This window comes from Pseudomonas fluorescens (genome assembly GCF_018614655.1).
Taxonomy (GTDB): Bacteria; Pseudomonadota; Gammaproteobacteria; order Pseudomonadales; family Pseudomonadaceae; genus Aquipseudomonas; species Aquipseudomonas fluorescens_BX.
In genome coordinates this window covers 290637-310979 of sequence record NZ_JAGGOG010000016.1, presented here as the reverse complement: position 1 = coordinate 310979, position 20343 = coordinate 290637, and the positions used below count along the sequence as shown (strand labels likewise).

At 59.6% G+C, this 20343-nt stretch carries 21 protein-coding genes; 5 read left to right on the top strand and 16 right to left on the bottom strand.

Annotated features, from left to right (window positions below; genetic code table 11):
- Positions 1-4 precede the first annotated feature (4 nt).
- Positions 5-1105 (bottom strand): efflux RND transporter periplasmic adaptor subunit, encoded by a 1101-nt coding sequence (locus tag J7E41_RS17405; protein WP_214994624.1) that lies wholly within the window; start codon positions 1103-1105, stop codon positions 5-7.
- Positions 1106-1197: 92 nt separating this feature from the next.
- Here J7E41_RS17405 and J7E41_RS17400 point away from each other — a divergent pair, with 92 nt between their 5' ends.
- The gene (locus tag J7E41_RS17400) at positions 1198-1833 is read left to right on the top strand and encodes a TetR/AcrR family transcriptional regulator (RefSeq protein ID WP_214994623.1); all 636 of its coding nucleotides are present in this window, start codon (positions 1198-1200) and stop codon (positions 1831-1833) included.
- A 220-nt stretch (positions 1834-2053) separates the two neighbouring features.
- Here J7E41_RS17400 and J7E41_RS17395 read toward each other — a convergent pair whose 3' ends face one another.
- Positions 2054-2836: a class I SAM-dependent methyltransferase gene (locus J7E41_RS17395; RefSeq protein ID WP_214994622.1), complete on the bottom strand. Its 783-nt coding sequence runs from the start codon at positions 2834-2836 to the stop codon at positions 2054-2056.
- A 94-nt stretch (positions 2837-2930) separates the two neighbouring features.
- Here J7E41_RS17395 and J7E41_RS17390 point away from each other — a divergent pair, with 94 nt between their 5' ends.
- Positions 2931-3551 (top strand): energy transducer TonB, encoded by a 621-nt coding sequence (locus J7E41_RS17390; protein ID WP_214994621.1) that lies wholly within the window; start codon positions 2931-2933, stop codon positions 3549-3551.
- 6 nt (positions 3552-3557) lie between these two features.
- Here J7E41_RS17390 and J7E41_RS17385 read toward each other — a convergent pair whose 3' ends face one another.
- The 6 genes from J7E41_RS17385 to ppc all read right to left on the bottom strand — a co-directional run bounded on the left by J7E41_RS17385 (position 3558) and on the right by ppc (position 10111).
- A complete protein-coding gene (locus J7E41_RS17385) occupies positions 3558-4382 on the bottom strand; it encodes an isocitrate lyase/PEP mutase family protein (protein WP_214994620.1) in 825 nt (274 codons plus the stop codon).
- A 25-nt stretch (positions 4383-4407) separates the two neighbouring features.
- Positions 4408-5268: a DUF72 domain-containing protein gene (locus J7E41_RS17380; protein ID WP_214994619.1), complete on the bottom strand. Its 861-nt coding sequence runs from the start codon at positions 5266-5268 to the stop codon at positions 4408-4410.
- On the bottom strand, positions 5268-5588 hold the full coding sequence (locus tag J7E41_RS17375) for a hypothetical protein (protein WP_214994617.1): 321 nt from the start codon (positions 5586-5588) through the stop codon (positions 5268-5270). Before J7E41_RS17375 ends, J7E41_RS17380 begins: the two co-directional genes overlap by 1 nt.
- Positions 5589-5756: 168 nt before the next feature.
- Positions 5757-6440, bottom strand: a complete 684-nt coding sequence (gene tsaB / locus J7E41_RS17370; RefSeq protein WP_214994615.1) for a tRNA (adenosine(37)-N6)-threonylcarbamoyltransferase complex dimerization subunit type 1 TsaB — start codon at positions 6438-6440, stop codon at positions 5757-5759.
- 99 nt (positions 6441-6539) lie between these two features.
- A complete protein-coding gene (adk, locus tag J7E41_RS17365; protein WP_214994614.1) occupies positions 6540-7187 on the bottom strand; it encodes an adenylate kinase in 648 nt (215 codons plus the stop codon).
- A gap of 278 nt (positions 7188-7465) precedes the next feature.
- Entirely contained in the window at positions 7466-10111 is a 2646-nt protein-coding gene (gene ppc / locus J7E41_RS17360; RefSeq protein ID WP_214994613.1) for a phosphoenolpyruvate carboxylase, read from the bottom strand.
- Between the two features lie 196 nt (positions 10112-10307).
- Between ppc and J7E41_RS17355 the strand changes: the two genes are divergently transcribed.
- The 3 genes from J7E41_RS17355 (at position 10308) to J7E41_RS17345 (ending at position 12201) form a co-directional block, all read left to right on the top strand.
- The gene (locus tag J7E41_RS17355) at positions 10308-10652 is read left to right on the top strand and encodes a pilin assembly protein (RefSeq protein ID WP_214994612.1); all 345 of its coding nucleotides are present in this window, start codon (positions 10308-10310) and stop codon (positions 10650-10652) included.
- A gap of 284 nt (positions 10653-10936) precedes the next feature.
- A complete protein-coding gene (locus J7E41_RS17350; RefSeq protein ID WP_214994611.1) occupies positions 10937-11359 on the top strand; it encodes a DUF4398 domain-containing protein in 423 nt (140 codons plus the stop codon).
- Positions 11360-11415: 56 nt separating this feature from the next.
- Positions 11416-12201, top strand: coding sequence for an OmpA family protein (locus J7E41_RS17345; protein WP_214994610.1), 786 nt, complete (start codon positions 11416-11418; stop codon positions 12199-12201).
- Between the two features lie 98 nt (positions 12202-12299).
- Here J7E41_RS17345 and J7E41_RS17340 read toward each other — a convergent pair whose 3' ends face one another.
- The 8 genes from J7E41_RS17340 to J7E41_RS17305 form a co-directional block, all read right to left on the bottom strand.
- On the bottom strand, positions 12300-12641 hold the full coding sequence (locus J7E41_RS17340) for a hypothetical protein (protein ID WP_214994609.1): 342 nt from the start codon (positions 12639-12641) through the stop codon (positions 12300-12302).
- A gap of 186 nt (positions 12642-12827) precedes the next feature.
- Positions 12828-13154, bottom strand: coding sequence for a hypothetical protein (locus J7E41_RS17335; protein ID WP_214994607.1), 327 nt, complete (start codon positions 13152-13154; stop codon positions 12828-12830).
- Positions 13151-14065 carry an alpha/beta hydrolase gene (locus tag J7E41_RS17330; RefSeq protein ID WP_214994605.1) on the bottom strand — a complete coding sequence of 305 codons (915 nt, stop codon included), beginning with the start codon at positions 14063-14065 and terminating at the stop codon, positions 13151-13153. The genes J7E41_RS17335 and J7E41_RS17330 overlap by 4 nt, the downstream gene beginning before the upstream one ends.
- 136 nt (positions 14066-14201) lie before the next feature.
- Positions 14202-15479, bottom strand: a complete 1278-nt coding sequence (locus tag J7E41_RS17325; RefSeq protein WP_169353161.1) for a flavohemoglobin expression-modulating QEGLA motif protein — start codon at positions 15477-15479, stop codon at positions 14202-14204.
- 78 nt (positions 15480-15557) lie between these two features.
- Positions 15558-16274 carry a TetR/AcrR family transcriptional regulator gene (locus J7E41_RS17320; RefSeq protein ID WP_214994603.1) on the bottom strand — a complete coding sequence of 239 codons (717 nt, stop codon included), beginning with the start codon at positions 16272-16274 and terminating at the stop codon, positions 15558-15560.
- A 107-nt stretch (positions 16275-16381) separates the two neighbouring features.
- Positions 16382-17884: a lysine--tRNA ligase gene (gene lysS / locus J7E41_RS17315; RefSeq protein ID WP_214994602.1), complete on the bottom strand. Its 1503-nt coding sequence runs from the start codon at positions 17882-17884 to the stop codon at positions 16382-16384.
- A 70-nt stretch (positions 17885-17954) separates the two neighbouring features.
- A protein-coding gene (gene prfB, locus J7E41_RS17310; RefSeq protein WP_155581655.1) for a peptide chain release factor 2 occupies positions 17955-19050 on the bottom strand; the annotation gives its coding sequence in 2 pieces (ribosomal slippage) (positions 17955-18977 and positions 18979-19050; 1095 coding nt in all).
- Between the two features lie 275 nt (positions 19051-19325).
- Complete coding sequence (locus J7E41_RS17305) at positions 19326-20327, bottom strand: response regulator (RefSeq protein ID WP_214994601.1); 1002 nt, start codon at positions 20325-20327, stop codon at positions 19326-19328.
- Positions 20328-20343: the final 16 nt, after the last annotated feature.

The window sequence follows — 20343 nt, the reverse complement described above, 5'->3', positions numbered from 1 at the left end:
GGGACTACTCCTTGACCGCCAGATTCACTACCCGATTGGAGCGGTCCACCGGGCGCACTTGCTGGCCCTCATGGAGCACATGGACACCGGCAGCAATCACCCAGTCGGTGGGGTCCAGGCCTTCCAGCACCGGTACGTTTTTCTCACCGAAGGCGCCGATCCGCACCGGTACCCGCTTGAGGGTGTTGTCGGGCTGTACCCGCCAGACGTAGGACGCACCGTTCTCAGCAGTCAAGGCAGACAGCGGTACCGACAGCGCAATAACGCCGTCGGCTTGTATGAATACTCGAGCACTCTGCCCCAGTTCCGCGGGGACTTTTCCACCGGTAAAGGCCACGCGGGCGGCGAAAGTCCGCGACTTGGGATCTGCCGCTGGTGACAGCTCGCGAATCCGTCCGTTGAAACGTTGGTCCGACTGGCTCCACAACTCCACGGACACTGGCTGGCCAATCTTGAAGCGGCCAAAATTTTGTTCAGGCAGGCTGATCAGCACTTCCCGCTCACCGTCGGTGGCCAGGGTGAACACCGTCTGGCCGGCCGACACCACCTGACCCACTTCCACCGCACGCTTGGCGACGACCCCGTCCTGGGGCGCCCGCAGCACGGCGTAACCGGCTTGATTGTTGGCCACGTCGAATTCAGCCTTGATCTGCTTGAGACGTGCAACGCCTGCGCGGTACATATTCTCAGAGTTGTCGTACTGGGAGCGGCTGACCATCTGACGGTCCACCAGGGTCTTGTAGCGATCACGTTCGGCGCGCACCAGGTTCAGGTTGGCCTCGGCGGCGGCGACCTGGGCGCGGGTGGCTTCCAATTGCAGGCGCACATCCTGGGGGTCGAGTTCTGCCAGGGGCTGGTTGGCCTTGACCCGCTCGCCCTCCTCCACCAGTCGTCGGCTGACTTTGCCGCCAATGCGAAAGGCCAGGTCCGGCTCATAACGGGCGCGAACTTCACCCGGGTAGCTGTCCATCGCCAGGGCTGAAGGCTGTGGCTGAACCACCATGGCCGGGCGGACGGTGGCTTGGGTCGCTTCTTCATGGCCGCAGCCAGCCAATAGAAATGCCAGGCTGACGGGCAACGCGAGGGGCAGGACAAAGCTGCGCATGCTGAAGGACCTTTCGCTAATGGTGCTAGGAATAATTATACTGGCCGGTATGTTATTAATACCAAACTCACCAGTCCAGTATTAAAGTGAAAATGTCCGACAATCTCGTAAACACCAATAGCCCCGGGCGTCCCAAGGACATGGCAAAGCGCCAGGCGATCCTTGAGGCAGCGAAAATCCTGTTCTTGAGCAATGGCTACGCCAGCACCAGCATGGATGCCGTAGCCGTGGAAGCCGGCGTGTCGAAACTGACCGTCTACAGCCACTTCACCGACAAGGAAACGCTGTTTTCTGCGGCCGTGATCGCGAAGTGCGAAGAACAACTGCCTGTGATGTATTTCGAGCTGCCGGACGGCGTGCCCGTGGAAAAGGTGCTGCTAAACATCGCTCGCGGCTTTCATGTACTGATCAACAGCGATGAGTCGGTGAACCTGCATCGCTTGATGATGGCCTCCGGCAGCCAGGACCCGAAGCTGTCACAGATCTTTTTCGAGGCGGGGCCCCTGCGGATGTTGCAGGGCATGGAGCGCTTGCTGGCCAGGATTGACCAGAGCGGCGCCCTGAGCATCGACAAACCGCTGACCGCCGCCGAGCATTTTTTCTGCCTGCTCAAGGGCACGGCGAACTTTCGGTTGCTGTATGGCTGCGGTGAACGGCTGAGCGAGTCAGCCGCTGAAGAGCACGTGCAGGACGTGGTGGGGCTGTTTATGCGGGCGTATCGAGCTTAGAGCCATGCCTTTCAAGGTCTTTAAAAAACAGCTTTGGGGCTAATACCGCTCAACTAGGGGCGAACACCGCCCCTGTGGCGAGGGGGCTTGTCCCCCGTTGGGCTGCGAAGCGGCCCCCAAAAGACTGCTGAGTTTTTTCAGATAGACCGAGATCTCAGGTTTTGGGGCTGCTGCGCAGCCCAACGCGGGCAAGCCCGCTCGCCACAATTAGCCAGGGGCCTCAGGGCTTCAGCGCTTTTTTAGGATAAATGTCATACCGACTGGACTTGCCATCCAGCGCATGGCTCGGCTTGGGGCCGTCGATGCACGGCGCCTTTCGCGGGCGCTTGACCACCACCCGGTGGCTGGCCAGGGCCAACGCGGCGGCCAGCAACGCCGGTGCGTCGGGATCGTCCCCCACCAACGGCCGGAACAGGCGCATTTCCTTCTTCACCAGAGCGGTTTTCTCACGATGGGGAAACATCGGGTCCAGATAAATCACCTGTGGCGGCTCACCTTCCCAGTTGCGCATGACATCAATGGAATTGCCCTTGAGCAAGGTCATCCGCGCGACAATCGGTGCCACTTCAAAATCGTCTGCGCCACGGGCCAGGCCATCTTCCAGCAAAGCGCCGATCAACGGCTGACGCTCGACCAGGCTCATCTCACAGCCCAGGCTGGCCAGCACGAACGCATCCTTGCCCAGGCCAGCCGTAGCGTCCAGAACACGTGGGCGCACGCCCTGGGCGATTCCTACGGCCTTGGCAATCATCTGCCCACTGCCACCGCCGTATAAACGCCGGTGGGCCGCGCCACCTTCGACAAAATCCACCCGCACTGGTCCTGGCGCGTCAGGCCCAAGCTGTTGCAGTTGCAAGCCGTGCTCACCGACTTGCAGGGCAAAATCCGCCTCCTCCCGTTGCAAAGGCAGGCCAAGCTGCTCGGCCCACTGCTGGGCCCGGGCTTGAAAGCCTTCGGCCAGGGCCTCGACCCGAATGCGGCTGGCCGCTGGTTGTTCGCTCATCAGTCGCTACGCTCAAAAATATTAAGGATCGGCAAAAAGCGGCCGATAAAAAATGATCAGGCATTTTGCCAGAGCTGAGCGTCGACCGAGAGAAATGTCAGACATTCATTCCCTACCCATCGGTGTACTGCCGACCCACAACCACTACGGCCTGCGCAATACCCAAGCGCTGGCCGGGGTCAGTCATGTGTGGCAGGACTTCTTCGCCCGGGCGCTGGCCGAGCAGCTGGGTGGAGATTCGGGGGCGCTCGCCAACAAAACACCGGTACCGGTAGATGCCTCGGTAGAGCCTCGGGAAGGCAGCGACCTGCTGAGCCAGATCGTCACCCAGCGCCAATGCGAGGTGCAGGACACCGAGATCGCCCCACCTGAACCGCTGTTCCTGCCGATTGCCGAATTCGAACTGGAACTGCTGCCACCCGCCGCCGTTCCATTCCCGCCGGATGAAATCGTGGTCCAACAGCGCCAACAGAACTTCGAAAGTGGCTGGGTTCGCCCTCTCGTGCTGACCGCAGGCCAACCGCTGCCAGAACCCGGCCCGGCACCGCAGCCACGGCCGCTGCACTTGCCGATTGCCGAGTTCGAACTGGACCTGCTGCCACCGGCCGCCGAGCCGTTCCCGCCACACGAGTTGGTCGAGCAGCAGAAGCAACTGGACTATGACTGCCAATGGGCGCGTCCATTGATCCTCAATAACCTGCGCCTGGCCGCCTGATCCGCGTTACTTGACCAACTGGCTGGCCTGTTTATACGACATCGAACGCTCGGTGAAGGTAAACGTGCCGAGGTCGTGAATCTCCCGGGCAGCCCTGAAAAACTCACCGTAGGCCGCCAGCGCCATGGCCGAGCCGACGCTGATACGCTTGACACCCATCTCACTCAACTGCGCCACCGTGAGCTTGAGCCCGCCCGACATCAACACGTTCACAGGTTTAGGCGCCACCGCCCGCACCACCGCCAAGACTTCCTCGGCACTGCGTAACCCTGGCGCATACAACACATCGGCACCGGCCTCGGCGTACGCTTGCAGGCGGCGAATGGTGTCAGGCAGATCCAGCTTTCCATGCAGGAGATTTTCCGCACGGGCCGTCAGCATGAACGGGAATGGCAGACTGCGAGCGGCGGAAACGGCGGCTTCAATACGCTCGACGGACAAATCAAAGGGATAGATCGGATCGGCGGCAATACCGGTGGCATCTTCGATGGAACCACCGACGATGCCCGTAGCGGCTGCCCGAAGAATGGTGTGGGCGCAGCCGTCGGGGGTATCACTGAAACCATTTTCCAGGTCGGCGGCCACCGGCAGCACCGTGGCCTGGGTGATCATTGCGGTGTTGTGCAGCGTGTCCTCCAGGGACAACGCGCCTTCAGCATCCGGGCGCCCGAGACTGAAGGCATAACCGGCACTGGTGGTGGCCAAGGCTTCGAAGCCGAGGCTGGTGAGCATTTTCGCGGAACCGGCATCCCAGGGGTTGGGCATGACGAACGCACGGTCGCGCTCATGCAGGGCCTTGAAGGTTTCGGCACGCAGAGTTTGTGGGTCCATTGCTCGCTCCTTGTAAGAAAGGCACTCAGAGCAACCCCAGTTGCTCCACAGCAGGTTCCCTGTATAGCTCAGGCAAGGCTGGCAAGCCAGGCAAACGTGCCATCAGCTTTTCGTGGAAACGCAGGGCCAATTGCGCCGCCAGGCGATTGTCCGAGGTGTGCAGGAACACATAAGGCGTGCGGCCTTCTTCGATCCAGACAGCGACCTTTTCGATCCATGGCACCAGGAATGGGTCGTTGGCTTCCAGCTCGGGATGACCGATAAATCGCACCTGGGGAAACTGGGTCAACGCGGCCGGACGAGGCGGCACCTTGGGCTTTTTCGATTGGGCATGAAGCACCGCCGCCGAGGTGGACGTGCAACTGAACAAGGCGCGGGGGTCCAGGCAAATGCGCTCGACGCCACGGTCGCGCAGCAGACGGTTGAGCATCCGCTCGGCATCGCCCCTGGCAAAGAACTCCGGGTGACGTACCTCTACCGCCAACGGTTGCTCCAGCCCATCAATAAACCCGGCCAGTTCCGCCAGCCGTTGTGGCGCAAAACTGGCAGGTAATTGCAGCCATAACGGTGAAACTCGCTGCCCCAAAGGGCTCATCAGCCCGAGAAAGCTCTCCGCTGCCGGCAGTTGCTCGCGCAAATCACCGCCATGGCTGATATCGCCGGGGAACTTGGCGGTAAAACGAAAGTGCTCCGGCATGATCTCGGCCCAGCGCTGCACGGTGACCACCGAAGGACGGGCGTAAAACGTGGTGTTGCCTTCAACTGCGTTGAAGACCTGGGAATAGAGGGCGAGGTAATCGTTGGGGCGGGCGTCCTGGGGGTACAGGTATTCGCGCCAGGCGTTTTCACTCCAGGACGGGCAACCCAGGTAGTAAGGCAGCAGCATCAGATGTGGATATCGAGACCCAGCACTTCCATATCCCATTCGACAAAGCCGGCGGTGGTCAGGTAGCTGGCCAGGGCGTTGGCAACGTTTTTGCTCATCGAGCGCGGGAAAATCATGTCTTGCTGGCGGGCAGGAACAGCACCGATGCGGGTACCGGAAGAGCTTTGGGAGCGCGTGGAAACAGTTGAACCGGAGGGCATTTCGGACTGGACGTCAACGAAATCCGGCGAGTCCTCGACGGACTCGTCGACCGTCACGTTAGCCTTGCGTGGCTTACGCTTGAGGGGGTAGGACTGAGAGGAGAAGCCGTCTATACGCATGCATGCAAATCCGGTATCAATGATGGCAATTTAGCGGCGCTTTCCTTGGCGCGCAAATGCTCTGGTGATAACTAGAACACATAAATAGACAAAGGTTTAAAAGCGCGGGGGAGTTTCTGACGATTGGCGGCATTGGGAGCAGGTTTGCTCCCCAATTCGTGGGCTCTATCAGAGCTGGCGTTCGGCCTTGGTCTGCGCCACTTTATCGCGCAGATACACCGGTTGTGCCTGATCCGCCGGAATCGCTTCGCCTCGCTCCCAGGCAAATCGCGCCAGGGTCAGCAAGTCTTTAGCGTGAGGCAACATGCCCGCATCCTGGCCACCGAGCTTCACGCCGATGCGCTCGGCATAACCCCAGCCAGTCCCGGCGCCGAACCATTCTCCGCTGGCATCCTCTGGCAAGGCCGCGACTTCAGGCGGTTGCACGGCTTCAACACCCACCAGGCGCATCTCGCCAGCAGTTTCCCGGTAGCAGCCCCAGTACACCTCATCCATGCGCGCATCGATGGCCGCCGCGACCTGATGCACACCGTGCTCACGAAACGCTCGTTGCGCCAGTACCGCCAGGTTGGACACCGGCAACACCGGGCGCTCCAAGGCAAACGCCAGCCCCTGGACCACGCCGATGGCAATCCGCACGCCGGTGAACGCACCCGGGCCGCGACCGAAGGCAATGGCATCGACCGCCGACAAGGTGGTACCGGCCTCCTCCAGCAATTGCTTGATCATCGGCAACAGCTTTTGCGCATGCAGGCGCGGGATCACCTCGTAGTGGCTCGTTACCTTGCCATCGTGCAGCAAGGCAACGGAGCAAGCTTCAGTCGCGGTGTCCAGGGCCAGCAAGGTGCTCATTGGTGTTTGTGTCCAAGTTGAAAAAAGTGCGCCAGTATAAACAACAACAGCCCGCAAGCGGGCCGTTGTGTAGGTGCGAGCTTGCTCGCGAAAAGTCTATCAGCTCAACGCGTTCAGTACTTTGCCCGTAATGGCTTCAACCGAACCCACACCTTCGATGTGGCTGTACTTCGGCTTGCCCTGGGCAGCCGAGAGTTTCTGGTAGAAATCCACCAGTGGCTTGGTCTGGGAGTGGTAGACGGACAGGCGATGACGCACGGTTTCTTCAGTGTCGTCCTTGCGCTGCACCAGCTCTTCACCGGTGGCGTCGTCCTTGCCTGCCACTTTTGGCGGGTTGTAGACGATATGGTAGACGCGGCCCGACGCTTCGTGAACACGACGACCGGCGATACGCTGGACGATCTCTTCGTCTTCAACGGCGATTTCTACCACGTGGTCCAGCTCAACGCCGGCCTTCACCAGGGCTTCAGCCTGAGGAATGGTGCGTGGGAAACCGTCGAACAGGAAACCGTTCTTGCAGTCGTCCTGGCTGATGCGTTCCTTGACCAGGTTGATGATCAGGTCATCGGATACCAGGCCACCGCTGTCCATCACGCTCTTGGCGATCAGGCCCAGCTCGGTGCCGGCCTTGACCGCCGCACGCAGCATGTCGCCGGTGGAGATTTGTGGAATGCCGAATTTTTCAGTGATGAACTTTGCCTGAGTACCTTTACCGGCCCCGGGAGCTCCCAGCAGAATGACGCGCATCGATGTGCTCCTCAATTTTTTTATAGAGATAACGCTCGGATTCGCCGCATGGGGCCAATCTCGGAAAAAAGGGTCATGGCCGCCCAAACGGCCAAAGGCTGATCAAGATACACAGCAGGCCTTAACCACACAAGCCGCCAAAAGTAGGAGGAACCCGCGCCGCGCAGGCCTCATAGCGCGGGTATCGCTAGGCGCAACCCGGTGATAAAACCCCGCGCCGCCCCTTTCGAGGCAACGCTCGGCTTTATCTGCAAGCCCTTGAGAACCCTTCGGAATTGTCAGCCCGTGTTACGCAAACCGGCGGCAATCCCCGCCACGGACACCAGCAACGCCTGTTCCAGAGGGCTATCCTGCGCCGCGTCCTGCTGTCGGGAACGTGCCAACAGTTCCGCCTGCAAAAGGTGCAGTGGGTCGAGGTAAGTGTTGCGCAGGCGTATGAACTCCAGAGTGTCCGGACTATGCGCCAGCAGTTGCGACTGGCCGGTCAGGCCGAGCACCACACTGCATGCCTGCGACAATAGGTCGCGTAAGTGCACACCCAGTGGCAGCAGATCAGGTTGCACCAGCCGTTCGTCATAGAGCCGGGCAATATCGGCGTCGGCCTTGGCCAGGACCATTTCCAGCATATCGATGCGGGTACGGAAGAACGGCCACTGCTCACGCATCTGCTCCAGCAACTCGCCTTCACCACGCTCCAGAGCTTTGCTCAAGGCCGCTTCCCAGCCGAGCCAGGCTGGCAGCATCAGGCGGGTCTGGGTCCAACCGAAAATCCACGGGATCGCCCGCAAGCTTTCGATCCCGCCGGCGCGGCGCTTGGCTGGCCGGCTGCCCAAAGGCAAGCGGCCCAGTTCCTGTTCGGGGGTGGACTGGCGGAAATACTCGACGAACTGCGGATTTTCCCGCACCACCGCGCGATAGGCACTGACACCATCGGCCGCCAATTCATCCATCAAGTCACGCCATGCGGGTTCAGGCGGCGGCGGTGGCAACAAGGTCGCCTCCAGAACCGCCGCCAGGTACAGGTTGAGGTTCTGCTCGGCGATGTCCGGCAGGCCAAATTTGAAACGGATCATTTCACCTTGTTCAGTGGTGCGGAAACGCCCGGCAACCGAACCCGGCGGCTGCGACAGAATCGCCGCGTGGGCTGGGCCGCCGCCGCGTCCAACGGTGCCGCCGCGGCCATGGAACAACAACAGTTCCACCTGCTGTTCACGGCAGATGTCCACCAGCCGCTCCTGGGCTCGGTATTGTGCCCAGGCCGCCGCCGTAGTGCCTGCGTCCTTGGCCGAGTCGGAGTAGCCGATCATCACTTCCTGTGGCCCTTGCAACCGCGAGCGATAGCCCGGCAGCAGCAACAGACGCTCGATCACCGGGCCAGCGTTGTCCAGGTCAGCGAGGGTTTCGAACAATGGCACCACACGCATCGGCCGCTGCACACCGGACTCCTTGAGCAGCAATTGCACCGCCAATACATCGGAGGCGGCACCGGCCATGGAGATCACATAAGACCCCAGCGACGCTGCCGGCGCGGCGGCTATTTCCTTGCAGGTGTTGAGTACTTCAGCGGTGTCGGCGGACGGTTTGAAATAGGCCGGCAACAGCGGCCGTCGATTGGCCAGTTCGCGCATCAGAAAGCTGATGCGTGCCTCCTCATCCCAATCCTCGTAGCGGCCCAGGCCCAGGTAGTCAGTGATTTCAGTCATGGCCGCACAATGGCGGCTGGAGTCCTGACGCACATCCAGGCGCACCAGAAACAGGCCAAAGGTCACCGCACGCCGTAAGCAATCAAGCAGTGGGCCGTCAGCAATCACCCCCATGCCGCAGGCATGCAGGGACTGGTAACACAGCTCCAGCGGCTCCAGCAGGTCGCGGTTGTTTTGCAGGACCTCGGCGGGCGGAGGGGTGCTGCCGGCCAACGAAGTGTGAGCCCATTGACGGGTGGCACGCAGGCGCTCGCGCAGTTGTTTGAGCAGCGCCCGGTAAGGTTCAACGCTGTCGCCGACCCTGGCCTGCAACTCAGGGCTGGCCTGTTGCATCGACAGTTCAGAGGCTAGGTGATCGATATCGCGCAAGTACAGGTCGGCGGCCATCCAGCGGGCCAGCAGCAGCACTTCACGGGTAACCGGCGCAGTCACATTCGGATTGCCATCACGGTCGCCGCCCATCCATGAAGCGAAGCGAATTGGCGCTGCTTCCAGGGGCAAATGCAGGCCTGTGGCAGCGTGCAAGGCGAGGTCAGCCTTGCGCAGATAATTGGGGATGGCGTGCCACAGGGAATGCTCGATCACCGCAAAGCCCCATTTGGCTTCATCTACGGGTGTCGGCCGCGTGCGGCGGATTTCTTCGGTGTGCCAGGCTTCGGCGATCAAGCGTTGCAGGCGTTGGCGGATCTGTTCGCGCTCGGCGGTAGTCAGGTCGCGGTGATCCTGCAAGGCCAATTGCGCGGCAATGGCATCGTATTTCTGGATCAGGGTGCGGCGGGCGACTTCAGTCGGGTGGGCAGTCAGGACCAGCTCGATTTCCAGACGGCCCAACTGGCGAGCCAGGGATTCGCTGCTGTGACCCTCACTCTGCAAACGCGCCAGCAGTTCGGGCAATACCCGTGACTCGAAGGGTGCAGGCGTCGACTCGTCGCGACGGTGGATCAACTGGTATTGCTCGGCGATGTTGGCCAGGTTGAGGAACTGGTTGAAAGCCCGCGCCACTGGCAGCAGTTCGTCTTCCTTGAGCTGATTGAGGCTGGCACTCAGCTCTTCGCCGGCGGCCTGTTCCGATGCTGCACCCCGTCGATCGGCCTTGGCACCTTTACGAATCTGCTCGATCTTGTCGAGAAACTCATCGCCATACTGTTCTCGAATCGTGTTGCCCAGCAGTTCACCCAGCAGGTGAACATCTTCACGCAAACGTGCATCGATATCGCTCATCAGCCAATCTCCAGCCAGAAATCCGGGACGCTTTGATCCTCAAGAGTGCCGCCCGCGCCGGCTTCTTACAAGGACCAGGAGAATTGACTTTAAACCTTGTGGCTTGCAGCTAGTCTCAACTGTAGCCGCTGCCGAGGCACGAGGCTGCGATGCGGTCCGCAGGACTGCCCGCTTACCTGAGCTTATCGAGGTTGCCATGAAAATCCGAGAACTGGCCCAGCATTGGGAAGAAAACGCCAAGGGTCGCCTGACCAAAACCGAATACGCCATCCATCTGAATGTGGAAGCCGCCGCCAGGCTCGCAGCGCTCTGCGAGATGTACCCCAAACGCCACACCGAAGCGCTGCTCGGAGAACTGATTGGCGCCGCCCTCGAAGAGTTGGAAACCAGCTTCCCTTACATCAAGGGCCAGCATGTGATTGCCACGGATGAAGAAGGCGATCCGCTGTACGAAGACGTCGGTCCTACACCGCGCTTTCTCACTTTGTCACGACGTTACTTACACGATTTGTCAGCTCAACCTGATAATCAGAAACACTGATAAACAACCGCTAAAAACCCACCACCCTATGTATTACGGGCCTCTCAGAGGTCCGCAATACCTCTGTGCCTGACGAAAGTTCAAACTTTTAAACACTGACTATTCAGTCAAAAAAATATTTAGGCAAAGCGCCATCTTCTCTGAACTATTCAAAAAAGCCTCGGGTCACAGCCAGTAAGCCATCACTTGGAACAGCCGTTTGAAAGGCGTCCCGGAACTTACCGCCAGACCCTGTACACACAGCAAACCAGCGATGGATTTTGATGTTTTTGAGGAGTTACCCAATGGAGTTGATGACCATGAAGACCAGCACTGCCAAATCCTCGTTTAACCACCTGCGCGGGCTCAAATTGGCCGCGTTGGCAATCGGTACCAGCTTCATTTTGGCCGGTTGCGCCGGTAACCCGCCGACCGAGCAATACGCCGTGACCCAGTCAGCGGTGAACAGCGCGGTCAGCGCCGGCGGTACCGAGTTTGCAGCCGTGGAAATGAAATCGGCCCAGGACAAGCTCAAGCAAGCCGAAATCGCCATGCACGACAAGAAGTATGACGACGCCCGTCGCCTGGCCGAACAAGCCGAGTGGGATGCTCGCGTCGCCGAGCGTAAAGCTCAGGCTGCCAAGGCTGAGCACGCCGTGAAGGATTCCCAGAAAGCTGTTCAGGAGCTGCGTCACGAAGGTATGCGTCCGGCTGCTATCTCGCAGTAAGTCACTGACCTCTGATTGCATTGCACCCGAAATCGAATTGAAAGGACGACACCATTATGCGCAAACAATTGATGATCCCTGCCCTGCTGGCGATGAGCGTTGCCCTGGCGGCCTGCTCCACCCCGCCGAACGCGAACCTGGAAAACGCACGGACCAACTTCTCGGCCCTGCAAGCCAACCCGCAAGCCACCAAAGTCGCAGCCCTGGAAACCAAGGACGCCAGCGAATGGCTGGACAAGGCTGACAAAGCCTACCGCGACAACGATGACGAGAAGAAAGTCGACCAACTGGCCTACCTGACCAACCAGCGTGTTGAAGTCGCCAAGGACACCATCGCCCTGCGTACCTCCGAAGCCCAGCTGAAAAACGCCGGCGACGAACGTGCTCGTGCCTTGCTCGAAGCCCGTGACGCGCAGATCAAGCAACTGCAAAACAGCTTGAACGCCAAGCAGACTGATCGCGGTACGCTGGTGACGTTCGGTGACGTGCTGTTTGCCACCAACAAGTCCGACCTGAAATCCAGTGGCCTGGTGAACATCACCAAACTGGGGCAGTTTCTGCGTGACAACCCGGACCGTAAAGTGATTGTCGAAGGCTACACCGACAGCACCGGTTCCGACTCCTACAACCAGAGCCTGTCGGAACGCCGTGCGGCCTCCGTACAGCGCGCACTGGCCCAACAAGGTGTGGATATTTCGCGCATCGTGACCCAGGGCTATGGCAAGGAATATCCGGTTGCCGATAACGGCAGCGTTTCCGGCCGAGCCATGAACCGTCGCGTTGAAGTGACCATTTCCAACGACAACCAGCCGGTCAAGCCACGTTCGTCAGTGGCTAACTGATTGATGTGAAATAAAAGAACCCCGCCAATTGGCGGGGTTCTTTGCTTAAAGCCGGCACCAGATCAAGGAAGATCCGCCTGAATTCGAGGGTGACTCAATTAAAAGTTCACCGGCGCACTATTGTTCTCCTGCACCGCCTGAATTTGGCCACCGCTGCCTTGGTCGCCCTCTCCTCCTTGTTGGCCCCCCTGAGACCCTTGTGCCTCTTGCTGAGCGAGTAACTCCTTGAGTTTCTTGAGCAACTCGTCAAGGCCTTCGCCTCCGCCAGCCCCCTGAGCGCCACCGCCGCCCTCGGATCCGCCAGACTCTTGACCGCCTTGTTTTTGTTGAATTTGCTTCTGAAGCTGATCAATTTCCTGCTGAAGTCCCTGAGAACCACCAGACTGTTGATTTCCAGCGTTGCCAACGAAAGGCGAAGAATTAACAGGACCTATGCTCATATGACTGACTCCAAATTAAGTAACAGATTGAACCGAACCAGCGCTGCTGATCAGTCCGAAATCTGTGGTAATCAACTCAAAATGGTTCCGCTGATTCTACGCTCCGACATACCTTGAACTATAAGCCGACCTGATGCTGCGTCAGCATCCTCATGGCGCCCGTGATCTTTCGTACGCACCAAGTGGCTATTGCTCAAGCTGCGGCGTTTCCTGCCCCATGCACCGCACAGCCTGCCTCTTGTTATTCACCAGCACACCGGTCAGGCCTTTCTGTTCGGTATCAAACAGCACCAGAACACCATCGACGCATTGCGCCACCTGGGCCGCCGGCGCCAGGGAGATTTTGTAATCCTCCCCTGGCACGGTCTTGAGCATGGTGAAGTCACTGAGCAATAACGCATCCTCGGGCTTGGCAAAGTGCAGGTAGCCGTAGTACCACAGGCAGCCCACGGTGCCGATGATGGTGCCAATACCTGTGAGGATGAGGGGGATCATGTTGCGTTCTTCACTCATTGCGGGCTCTCTGATGATTCAACTTTGGAATTCGGGGCGACCGGGTAATTGGGGATTTCCCCCAGACGGCGCAGGCCATTGAAATGCTGCGGGTCGTCGAGGTAGCGCAGCATCACGGTTTGCCAGGTCTTGTCGGCAAATGTTTGCACGTGCTCACCCCTCGTCAATTGCAACACTCTCGGCGGCGGCGCCGCCTGATACAGCCGGATGCCGTTGGAAAGCGGCACGATCGGGTCATCCAGACTGTGGAACAGCAGTTTCGGCACGCCTGTCAGCTGCGGCATGGCGTTGATCGCGCTGTCGGCGTCCGGCACCAGCCATGACAACGGCACCTGGAACGGCCAGGTTAACCAGGAAGTACTCAGGGCGAATTGTCCTACATCACGATAACTGGCCGGCACGCCATCCAGGACGATGGCCTTGAGTTGTCGTTGGCGTTCGGGATGTTCTACCAGGTAATGCACCGCTAGCGCACCACCCAGGCTTTGGCCGAGGACGATCAGCGGTTGGCCCTGGGTTTCAGGGGCCTTGTCGATCCAGTTGAAAGCAGCGTCCAGGTCCTGATAGATCGCGGGCAACGAAGGTTTGCCTTCGGACAGGCCGTAGCCACGATAGTCCAGCAGCAACACTTGATAGCCCTGCTCCGGCAACCACCAGCTACCGCCCAGGTGCCAGGCCAGGTTACCGCCGTTGCCATGCAGGTGCAGCACCGTGCCTTTGATCGGCACACCGGCCTTGGCTGGCAGCCACCACGCATGAAGTTTGAGGCCGTCGGCGGTGGTCAGGGTGACGTCGCGGTATTGCAGCCGGGCTTGTTCCGGCGTGAACGGCAGGCCCGGTTCGGGGTAGAACAACAAGGAGCTGCAGCCGCTCAAGATCAGTAGCAGGCAAAGAATGCCGAGGATTCTCATCCGTTGAAGCCTCGTGAATGGTTTGCAAATCAACCTGTAGCCTGCGAACGCCTCGAAGAGGCGCAAGTTATCGACATCGCTGAAGGCCTTCGGCCTTATCGCAGGCTGCGCCAGCGGCTACAGGAACAGGGTGCAGCTAAAGGATATTGGAGTAATCCGCCTCGATCCGATCCAGGCTCAGATGATTGAGGAAGTTCGAGAAACACATCCACGCCGCCAGGGCATTCATATCGCGAAACTGTTCCGGCAAGTATTTGGGCGGCACCACCAGACCTTCGTCCACCAACTGGCGCAACGTACGCATGTCCTCCAGGGTGGTCTTGCCACAGAACAGCAATGGCACCTGCTCCAGTTTGCCTTTGCGCACGGCCAACTGAATGTAGTTGTAAACCATGATAAAGCCCTTGAGGTAGGACAAATCCTTGGTAAACGGCAGGCCATTGGGCACTGAGCCACGAAACACCCGGCTGGCGTTGCCGTAGCTTTCAGCCATTTCAAAGCCCTGCTCGCGGAAGAATTCGTAGACCTGCAGGAAGTCAGCACCCTCCTCCACCATGTGAATAGCACGGGTACGGTTGGTTAATTTACGCAGCCGGCTGGGGTAGGAGGCGAAGGTGATGATCTCCATCAGGATCGCCAGGCCTTCCTGGGTGACGGTGGACGACGGCGGCCCTTTCGACAAAAAGGTGCAGATTGGCTGGTTCTGGCCATTGAGGGTAGTGCCCACATGCACCAGACCTTCGTGAACTTCCAGGGCCCGCACGTCGCGGTCGTTGAACATCGCGTCGGCGCGAATCTTGATGTAGTCGGCCCCCGCCGCCGCGTCGGCAACAATGCCGTCGGACTCGAACACCCGGATGGTTTCTTCCGCTTCGCCAAACACCTTGTTCAGTCGGCTTTGCAGCAGGTTGACGGCATCCTTGGCGGTCAAGGTCTTGGCTTCGTCCTTGAGATCACCACGGCCATCAATGTTGTTCAGGTAATCGGAGAGCATCAGGCCCAAGTCGGCCAGGGTTGGATCACCGGCGTGGAACGCGTCGGAGGCGGCGCCATACAGTTCCTGGGAAATCAGGCCGAAATCCGCCGTGCCGCGGGCTTCGAGCATGCGCACCACCATGCGGTATTCCCTGCACATGCGCCGCATGATCTGCCCCACGGGGCTGAACTGGCCGAGGGTACGGGTGATGTCCCGCTCGATGTTCTGAAACTCCAGTTTCACCGCACTGGAATCGAACGACAGGGGGCGATTGAGGTAATAGTCGCGGTCCACCGCCGGCATTTCCTTGCCCTTGGCCTTGAGGAAGCCTTTGCGAATATTTTCGTCCCACTTCACCGCATCAAGGACACGAATCGGTGTTTGCGCCAGCACAATGCGATCAGACAAGGTGCGTATCGTCTGCTGGTAATCGTCCACCCGTGCTCCCTCTTTAAACGTTATGTAGCCACGCGCCGGTGGCGCATGGTCTCAACGGTAGTACCTTTTGCGCGATCATTACACCGAAGCCAGCACCAGATGCATGTGACGCTTGAGAATCTCAAGCATCTCTTCGCCCGTCAGAGGCTCTGGCCCGCCAAGTAGGCCCTGATATTCCATCCGACCGATAATCGCCGTCAACACCCTGGCATCCTGTTGCGGCTCGCAAGACCCCAACACCTGGAAAAACTGGCAAGTGCCCTGCAACAGGATTTGCTCATGGGAACGTACCAGATCCGCCAGCCGCGGGTTCAACAGGGCTTCCTGGCGAAAGGCCTGCTCGGCCATCAGATACTCACGACGATTGAGCAATTGCCGCTGCACGTAATCAGCGGTCAGCCGCGCAATGTCATCGGCCAACTGCGAACGTGACTGCGCACTGCCATCACCATAGGCCACCATTTCCCGCAACAGGCCTTCGTTGCGCACCCACAGCTTGCCCATGAAGGCCGCGCTACGCTCCACATACTGGGCAAAGGTGTCGGTGAGCAGGTCATCGATGTCCTTGAAGTAATAGGTGGTGGCCGATAACGGCACTCCCGCCTCTGCCGCCACCGCCCGATGCCGAACGGCGCGCACCCCCTCACGTACGACAATCCGCATAGCGGCATCGAGGATGTCTTGTCGGCGCTGCTCACTGCCCTGCCGACTGGCCTTGCGGCCCTGATATTGAACACTTTCAACCACGGCAGCGGCGATGCCGGCGGCGCCTTCTTTAGCCAATACGCGGTTCACAACACACATCCTTGGGAAGAGGTTAAAGCCCTGCGCTGCAAGCTTGACGCTTGTTCAGGCCACACAAAAAAGCCGCCTTATAAAAGGCGGCTTTTGATTCGCTACGGTTACGCTTGTGGCCGCATGTGCGGGAACAAGATTACGTCACGGATCGACGGTGAGTTGGTCAACAGCATCACCAGACGGTCGATGCCGATACCTTCACCGGCGGTTGGCGGCATGCCGTATTCCAGGGCGCGGACGAAGTCGGCATCGTAGTGCATGGCTTCGTCGTCGCCGGCGTCCTTGTCGGCCACCTGGGCCATGAAGCGCTCGGCCTGGTCTTCCGCGTCGTTAAGCTCGGAGTAAGCGTTGGCGATTTCACGGCCACCGATGAACAGCTCGAAGCGGTCGGTGACGTTCGGGTTGTCATCGTTGCGACGGGCCAGCGGCGAGACTTCGAACGGGTACTGGGTAATGAAGTGCGGCTGTTCCAGCTTGTGCTCCACCAGCTCTTCGAAAATCATCACCTGCAATTTGCCCAGGCCTTCGAAGCCCAGCACCTTGGCGCCGGCTTTCTTGGCAATGGCGCGGGCCTTGTCGATGTCGTTCAGATCATCGGCAGTCAGCTCAGGGTTGTACTTGAGGATCGAATCGAACACCGACAGGCGCACGAACGGCTCGCCGAAGTGGAACACCTTGTCGCCGTACGGCACGTCGGTAGTCCCCAGAACCAGCTCTGCCAGTTCGCGGAACAGCTCCTCGGTCAGGTCCATGTTGTCTTCGTAGTCGGCGTAGGCCTGGTAGAACTCCAACATGGTGAATTCTGGGTTGTGACGAGTCGAAACGCCTTCGTTACGGAAGTTGCGGTTGATCTCGAACACTTTCTCGAAGCCGCCCACCACGAGGCGCTTGAGGTACAACTCAGGCGCGATACGCAGGAACATTTCCATGTCCAGCGCATTGTGGTGAGTCTCGAACGGTTTGGCTGCGGCACCACCCGGGATGGTTTGCAGCATCGGCGTTTCCACTTCCAGGAAGTCACGCTTCATCAGGAAGGCGCGGGTGTGGGCAATCACTTGCGAACGCACGCGAAAGGTGTGGCGCACGTCTTCGTTGACGATCAGGTCAACGTAACGCTGGCGATAGCGCTGCTCGGTGTCGGACAGACCGTGGTGCTTGTCCGGCAGCGGGCGCAGGGATTTGGTCAGCAGGCGCACGCTGGTCATTTCAACGTACAGGTCACCCTTGCCGGAGCGGGCCAGGGTGCCTTCGGCTGCGATGATGTCGCCCAGGTCCCAGGTTTTAACCGCGGCCAGGGTTTCTTCGGACAAGGTCTTACGGTTGACGTAGACCTGGATGCGGCCGGACATGTCCTGGATCACCAGGAACGAGCCACGGTTGAGCATGATGCGACCTGCCACCTTGACCGGGATCGCCGCTTCTGCCAGCTCTTCCTTGGTCTTGTCGGCGTACTGTTTCTGCAAGTCTTCGCAGTAGGCGTCGCGACGGAAGTCGTTGGGGAAGGCATTACCCTTGGCGCGCTCGGCAGCAAGCTTTTCCTTGCGCAGGGCGATCAGGGAGTTTTCTTCCTGTTGCAGGGCTTGCGGGTCGAGTTGTTGGTCGCTCATGTCTTTTGAAATTCCATCACAGGTTCGTTGCCCCCACCGGAGGCAGGGGACTTCAGGTCTTGGCTGACGGTTACAGGCCTTGTTTCAGGCTGGCCACCAGGTACTCGTCGATATCGCCGTCGAGGACTTTATCGCAATCGCTGCGTTCGATGTTGGTGCGCAGGTCTTTGATTCGCGACGCGTCGAGCACGTAGGAGCGAATCTGATGACCCCAGCCGATATCGGACTTGGTGTCTTCCAGGGCCTGGGACGCAGCATTGCGCTTCTGCACTTCCTGCTCATACAAACGGGCCCGCAACATTTTCATCGCGGTGTCTTTGTTCGCATGCTGGGAACGTTCGTTCTGGCAGCTGACCACCGTGTTGGACGGCACGTGAGTAATACGTACGGCCGAGTCGGTGGTGTTTACGTGCTGGCCACCGGCGCCCGAGGAGCGGTAGGTATCGATGCGCAGGTCCGACGGGTTGATGTCGATTTCGATGTTGTCATCGATTTCCGGCGACACGAACACAGCCGAGAACGAGGTGTGGCGACGGTTGCCGGAGTCGAACGGACTCTTGCGCACCAGGCGGTGTACACCGATCTCGGTACGCAGCCAACCAAAAGCGTATTCACCCTTGATGTGCACGGTCGCGCCTTTGATCCCGGCGACTTCACCGGCGGACAGTTCCATGATGGTCGCGTCGAAACCGCGCTTGTCAGCCCAGCGCAGGTACATGCGCAGCAGGATGTTGGCCCAGTCCTGGGCCTCGGTGCCACCGGAACCGGCCTGGATATCCAGGTAGGCGTTGTTGGCATCCATCTCTCCGCTGAACATACGGCGGAATTCGAGTTTTTCCAGGGCCTCGCGCAGGCGCTCGACTTCAGCGGCCACGTCATCGACGGCGCCCTGGTCTTCTTCCTCGGCAGACATCAGTAGCAGGTCCTTGGCATCGGCCAGGCCTGAGTGCATCTCATCGAGGGTTTCTACGATCTGCGCCAGCAGGGAGCGCTCGCGCCCCAGTTCCTGGGCGTAGGCAGGGTTGTTCCAGACACTCGGATCTTCAAGCTCGCGATTGACTTCGGTCAGACGCTCATGCTTTTGATCGTAGTCAAAGATACCCCCGAATAGTTTCGGAGCGCTCGGACAGGTCCTTGATACTGTTAAGGATCGGGTTGATTTCCATGGCGGGCAGCACTCGTTGGCGAACTTTTGAAAGCCGGCGAGTATAACGGCAAACGGCTGGAAACGGCAGTCCGCTTGGCTGAAAAGGCAGGTTTGAGTGCGATCCGTGCGGTTGTAGCCGCTGCCGAGGTACGAGGCTGCGATGCGTGTCCGCAGGACCGCCCCCGGGGGCCGCTTCGTCGGAGTGCCGCACCAAACCCATCGCAGCCTCGTACCTCGGCAGCGGCTACTACAACTATCGCGAGCACGCCTTACAAAGGTTTTGTAGTGTTTCGGCTATTCGATACCCACCTGATTACGCCCATTATGCTTGGCCAGGTACAACCCCTTGTCCGCCGCCGAAATCAGCTGCCGGCAATCGGTCCCCAATTGCGGCGTCATGGTCGACAGGCCAATGCTGATGGTCAGGCTCGCACCTTCGGCCGGGGTGATATGGGGGATTTTCAGGGCCGCTACAGCCTGACGCAGCTTCTCGGCCACCAACCGCGCACCACCCGGTGAGGTGTTGGGCAGTACCAGGGCAAATTCTTCGCCACCGTAACGGGCCGGCAAGTCCGATGGACGACTGCTGGCATCGCGAATGGTCGCGGCCACTTTGCGCAAGGCCTCGTCGCCTTCCAGGTGGCCGAAACTGTCGTTGTAGGCCTTGAAGAAGTCCACGTCGATCATCAGCAACGACAACTGGGTCTGGTCACGCATGGCGCGGCGCCATTCCAGTTCCAGATACTCGTCAAAGTGCCGACGGTTGGACAGCCCGGTCAGGCCGTCGGAATTCATCAGCCGCTGCAATACCAGGTTGGTATCGAGCAACTGCTGCTGACTGACCCGCAATGCGCGATACGCCGCATCCCGCTGCAACAGCGTCATGTAGGAACGGGAGTGGTAGCGAATCCGCGCCACCAACTCGATGTTATCCGGCAGTTTGACCAGGTAATCGTTGGCCCCGGCAGCAAACGCCGCGCTCTTGATCAGCGGGTCTTCCTTGGTCGAGAGCACGATGATCGGAATATTCTGCGTGGCCGGGTGGTTACGGTATTCGCGTACCAGGGTCAGCCCGTCCAGGCCCGGCATCACCAGGTCCTGCAGGATCACCGTCGGCTTGATGCGGATCGCCTGGGCAATGGCCTGATGCGGGTCGGCACAAAAGTGGAAGTCGATATTGTCTTCTTGGGCCAGGCCTCGCCGCACGGCTTCGCCGATCATCGCCTGATCGTCGACCAGCAACACCATGGCGGCGTTCTCGTCGGTCTTGAAGTCATCGAGTTGTAAATCATTCATTTGCGGTCACCTGAAT

Coding starts and splice junctions, on each gene's coding strand:
- J7E41_RS17405 (WP_214994624.1), bottom strand. CDS start 1,105: ATGCGCAGCTTTGTCCTGCCCCTCGCGTTGCCCGTCAGCCTGGCATTT.
- J7E41_RS17400 (WP_214994623.1), top strand. CDS start 1,198: ATGTCCGACAATCTCGTAAACACCAATAGCCCCGGGCGTCCCAAGGAC.
- J7E41_RS17395 (WP_214994622.1), bottom strand. CDS start 2,836: ATGAGCGAACAACCAGCGGCCAGCCGCATTCGGGTCGAGGCCCTGGCC.
- J7E41_RS17390 (WP_214994621.1), top strand. CDS start 2,931: ATGTCAGACATTCATTCCCTACCCATCGGTGTACTGCCGACCCACAAC.
- J7E41_RS17385 (WP_214994620.1), bottom strand. CDS start 4,382: ATGGACCCACAAACTCTGCGTGCCGAAACCTTCAAGGCCCTGCATGAG.
- J7E41_RS17380 (WP_214994619.1), bottom strand. CDS start 5,268: ATGCTGCTGCCTTACTACCTGGGTTGCCCGTCCTGGAGTGAAAACGCC.
- J7E41_RS17375 (WP_214994617.1), bottom strand. CDS start 5,588: ATGCGTATAGACGGCTTCTCCTCTCAGTCCTACCCCCTCAAGCGTAAG.
- tsaB (WP_214994615.1), bottom strand. CDS start 6,440: ATGAGCACCTTGCTGGCCCTGGACACCGCGACTGAAGCTTGCTCCGTT.
- adk (WP_214994614.1), bottom strand. CDS start 7,187: ATGCGCGTCATTCTGCTGGGAGCTCCCGGGGCCGGTAAAGGTACTCAG.
- ppc (WP_214994613.1), bottom strand. CDS start 10,111: ATGAGCGATATCGATGCACGTTTGCGTGAAGATGTTCACCTGCTGGGT.
- J7E41_RS17355 (WP_214994612.1), top strand. CDS start 10,308: ATGAAAATCCGAGAACTGGCCCAGCATTGGGAAGAAAACGCCAAGGGT.
- J7E41_RS17350 (WP_214994611.1), top strand. CDS start 10,937: ATGGAGTTGATGACCATGAAGACCAGCACTGCCAAATCCTCGTTTAAC.
- J7E41_RS17345 (WP_214994610.1), top strand. CDS start 11,416: ATGCGCAAACAATTGATGATCCCTGCCCTGCTGGCGATGAGCGTTGCC.
- J7E41_RS17340 (WP_214994609.1), bottom strand. CDS start 12,641: ATGAGCATAGGTCCTGTTAATTCTTCGCCTTTCGTTGGCAACGCTGGA.
- J7E41_RS17335 (WP_214994607.1), bottom strand. CDS start 13,154: ATGAGTGAAGAACGCAACATGATCCCCCTCATCCTCACAGGTATTGGC.
- J7E41_RS17330 (WP_214994605.1), bottom strand. CDS start 14,065: ATGAGAATCCTCGGCATTCTTTGCCTGCTACTGATCTTGAGCGGCTGC.
- lysS (WP_214994602.1), bottom strand. CDS start 17,884: ATGAGCGACCAACAACTCGACCCGCAAGCCCTGCAACAGGAAGAAAAC.
- J7E41_RS17305 (WP_214994601.1), bottom strand. CDS start 20,327: ATGAATGATTTACAACTCGATGACTTCAAGACCGACGAGAACGCCGCC.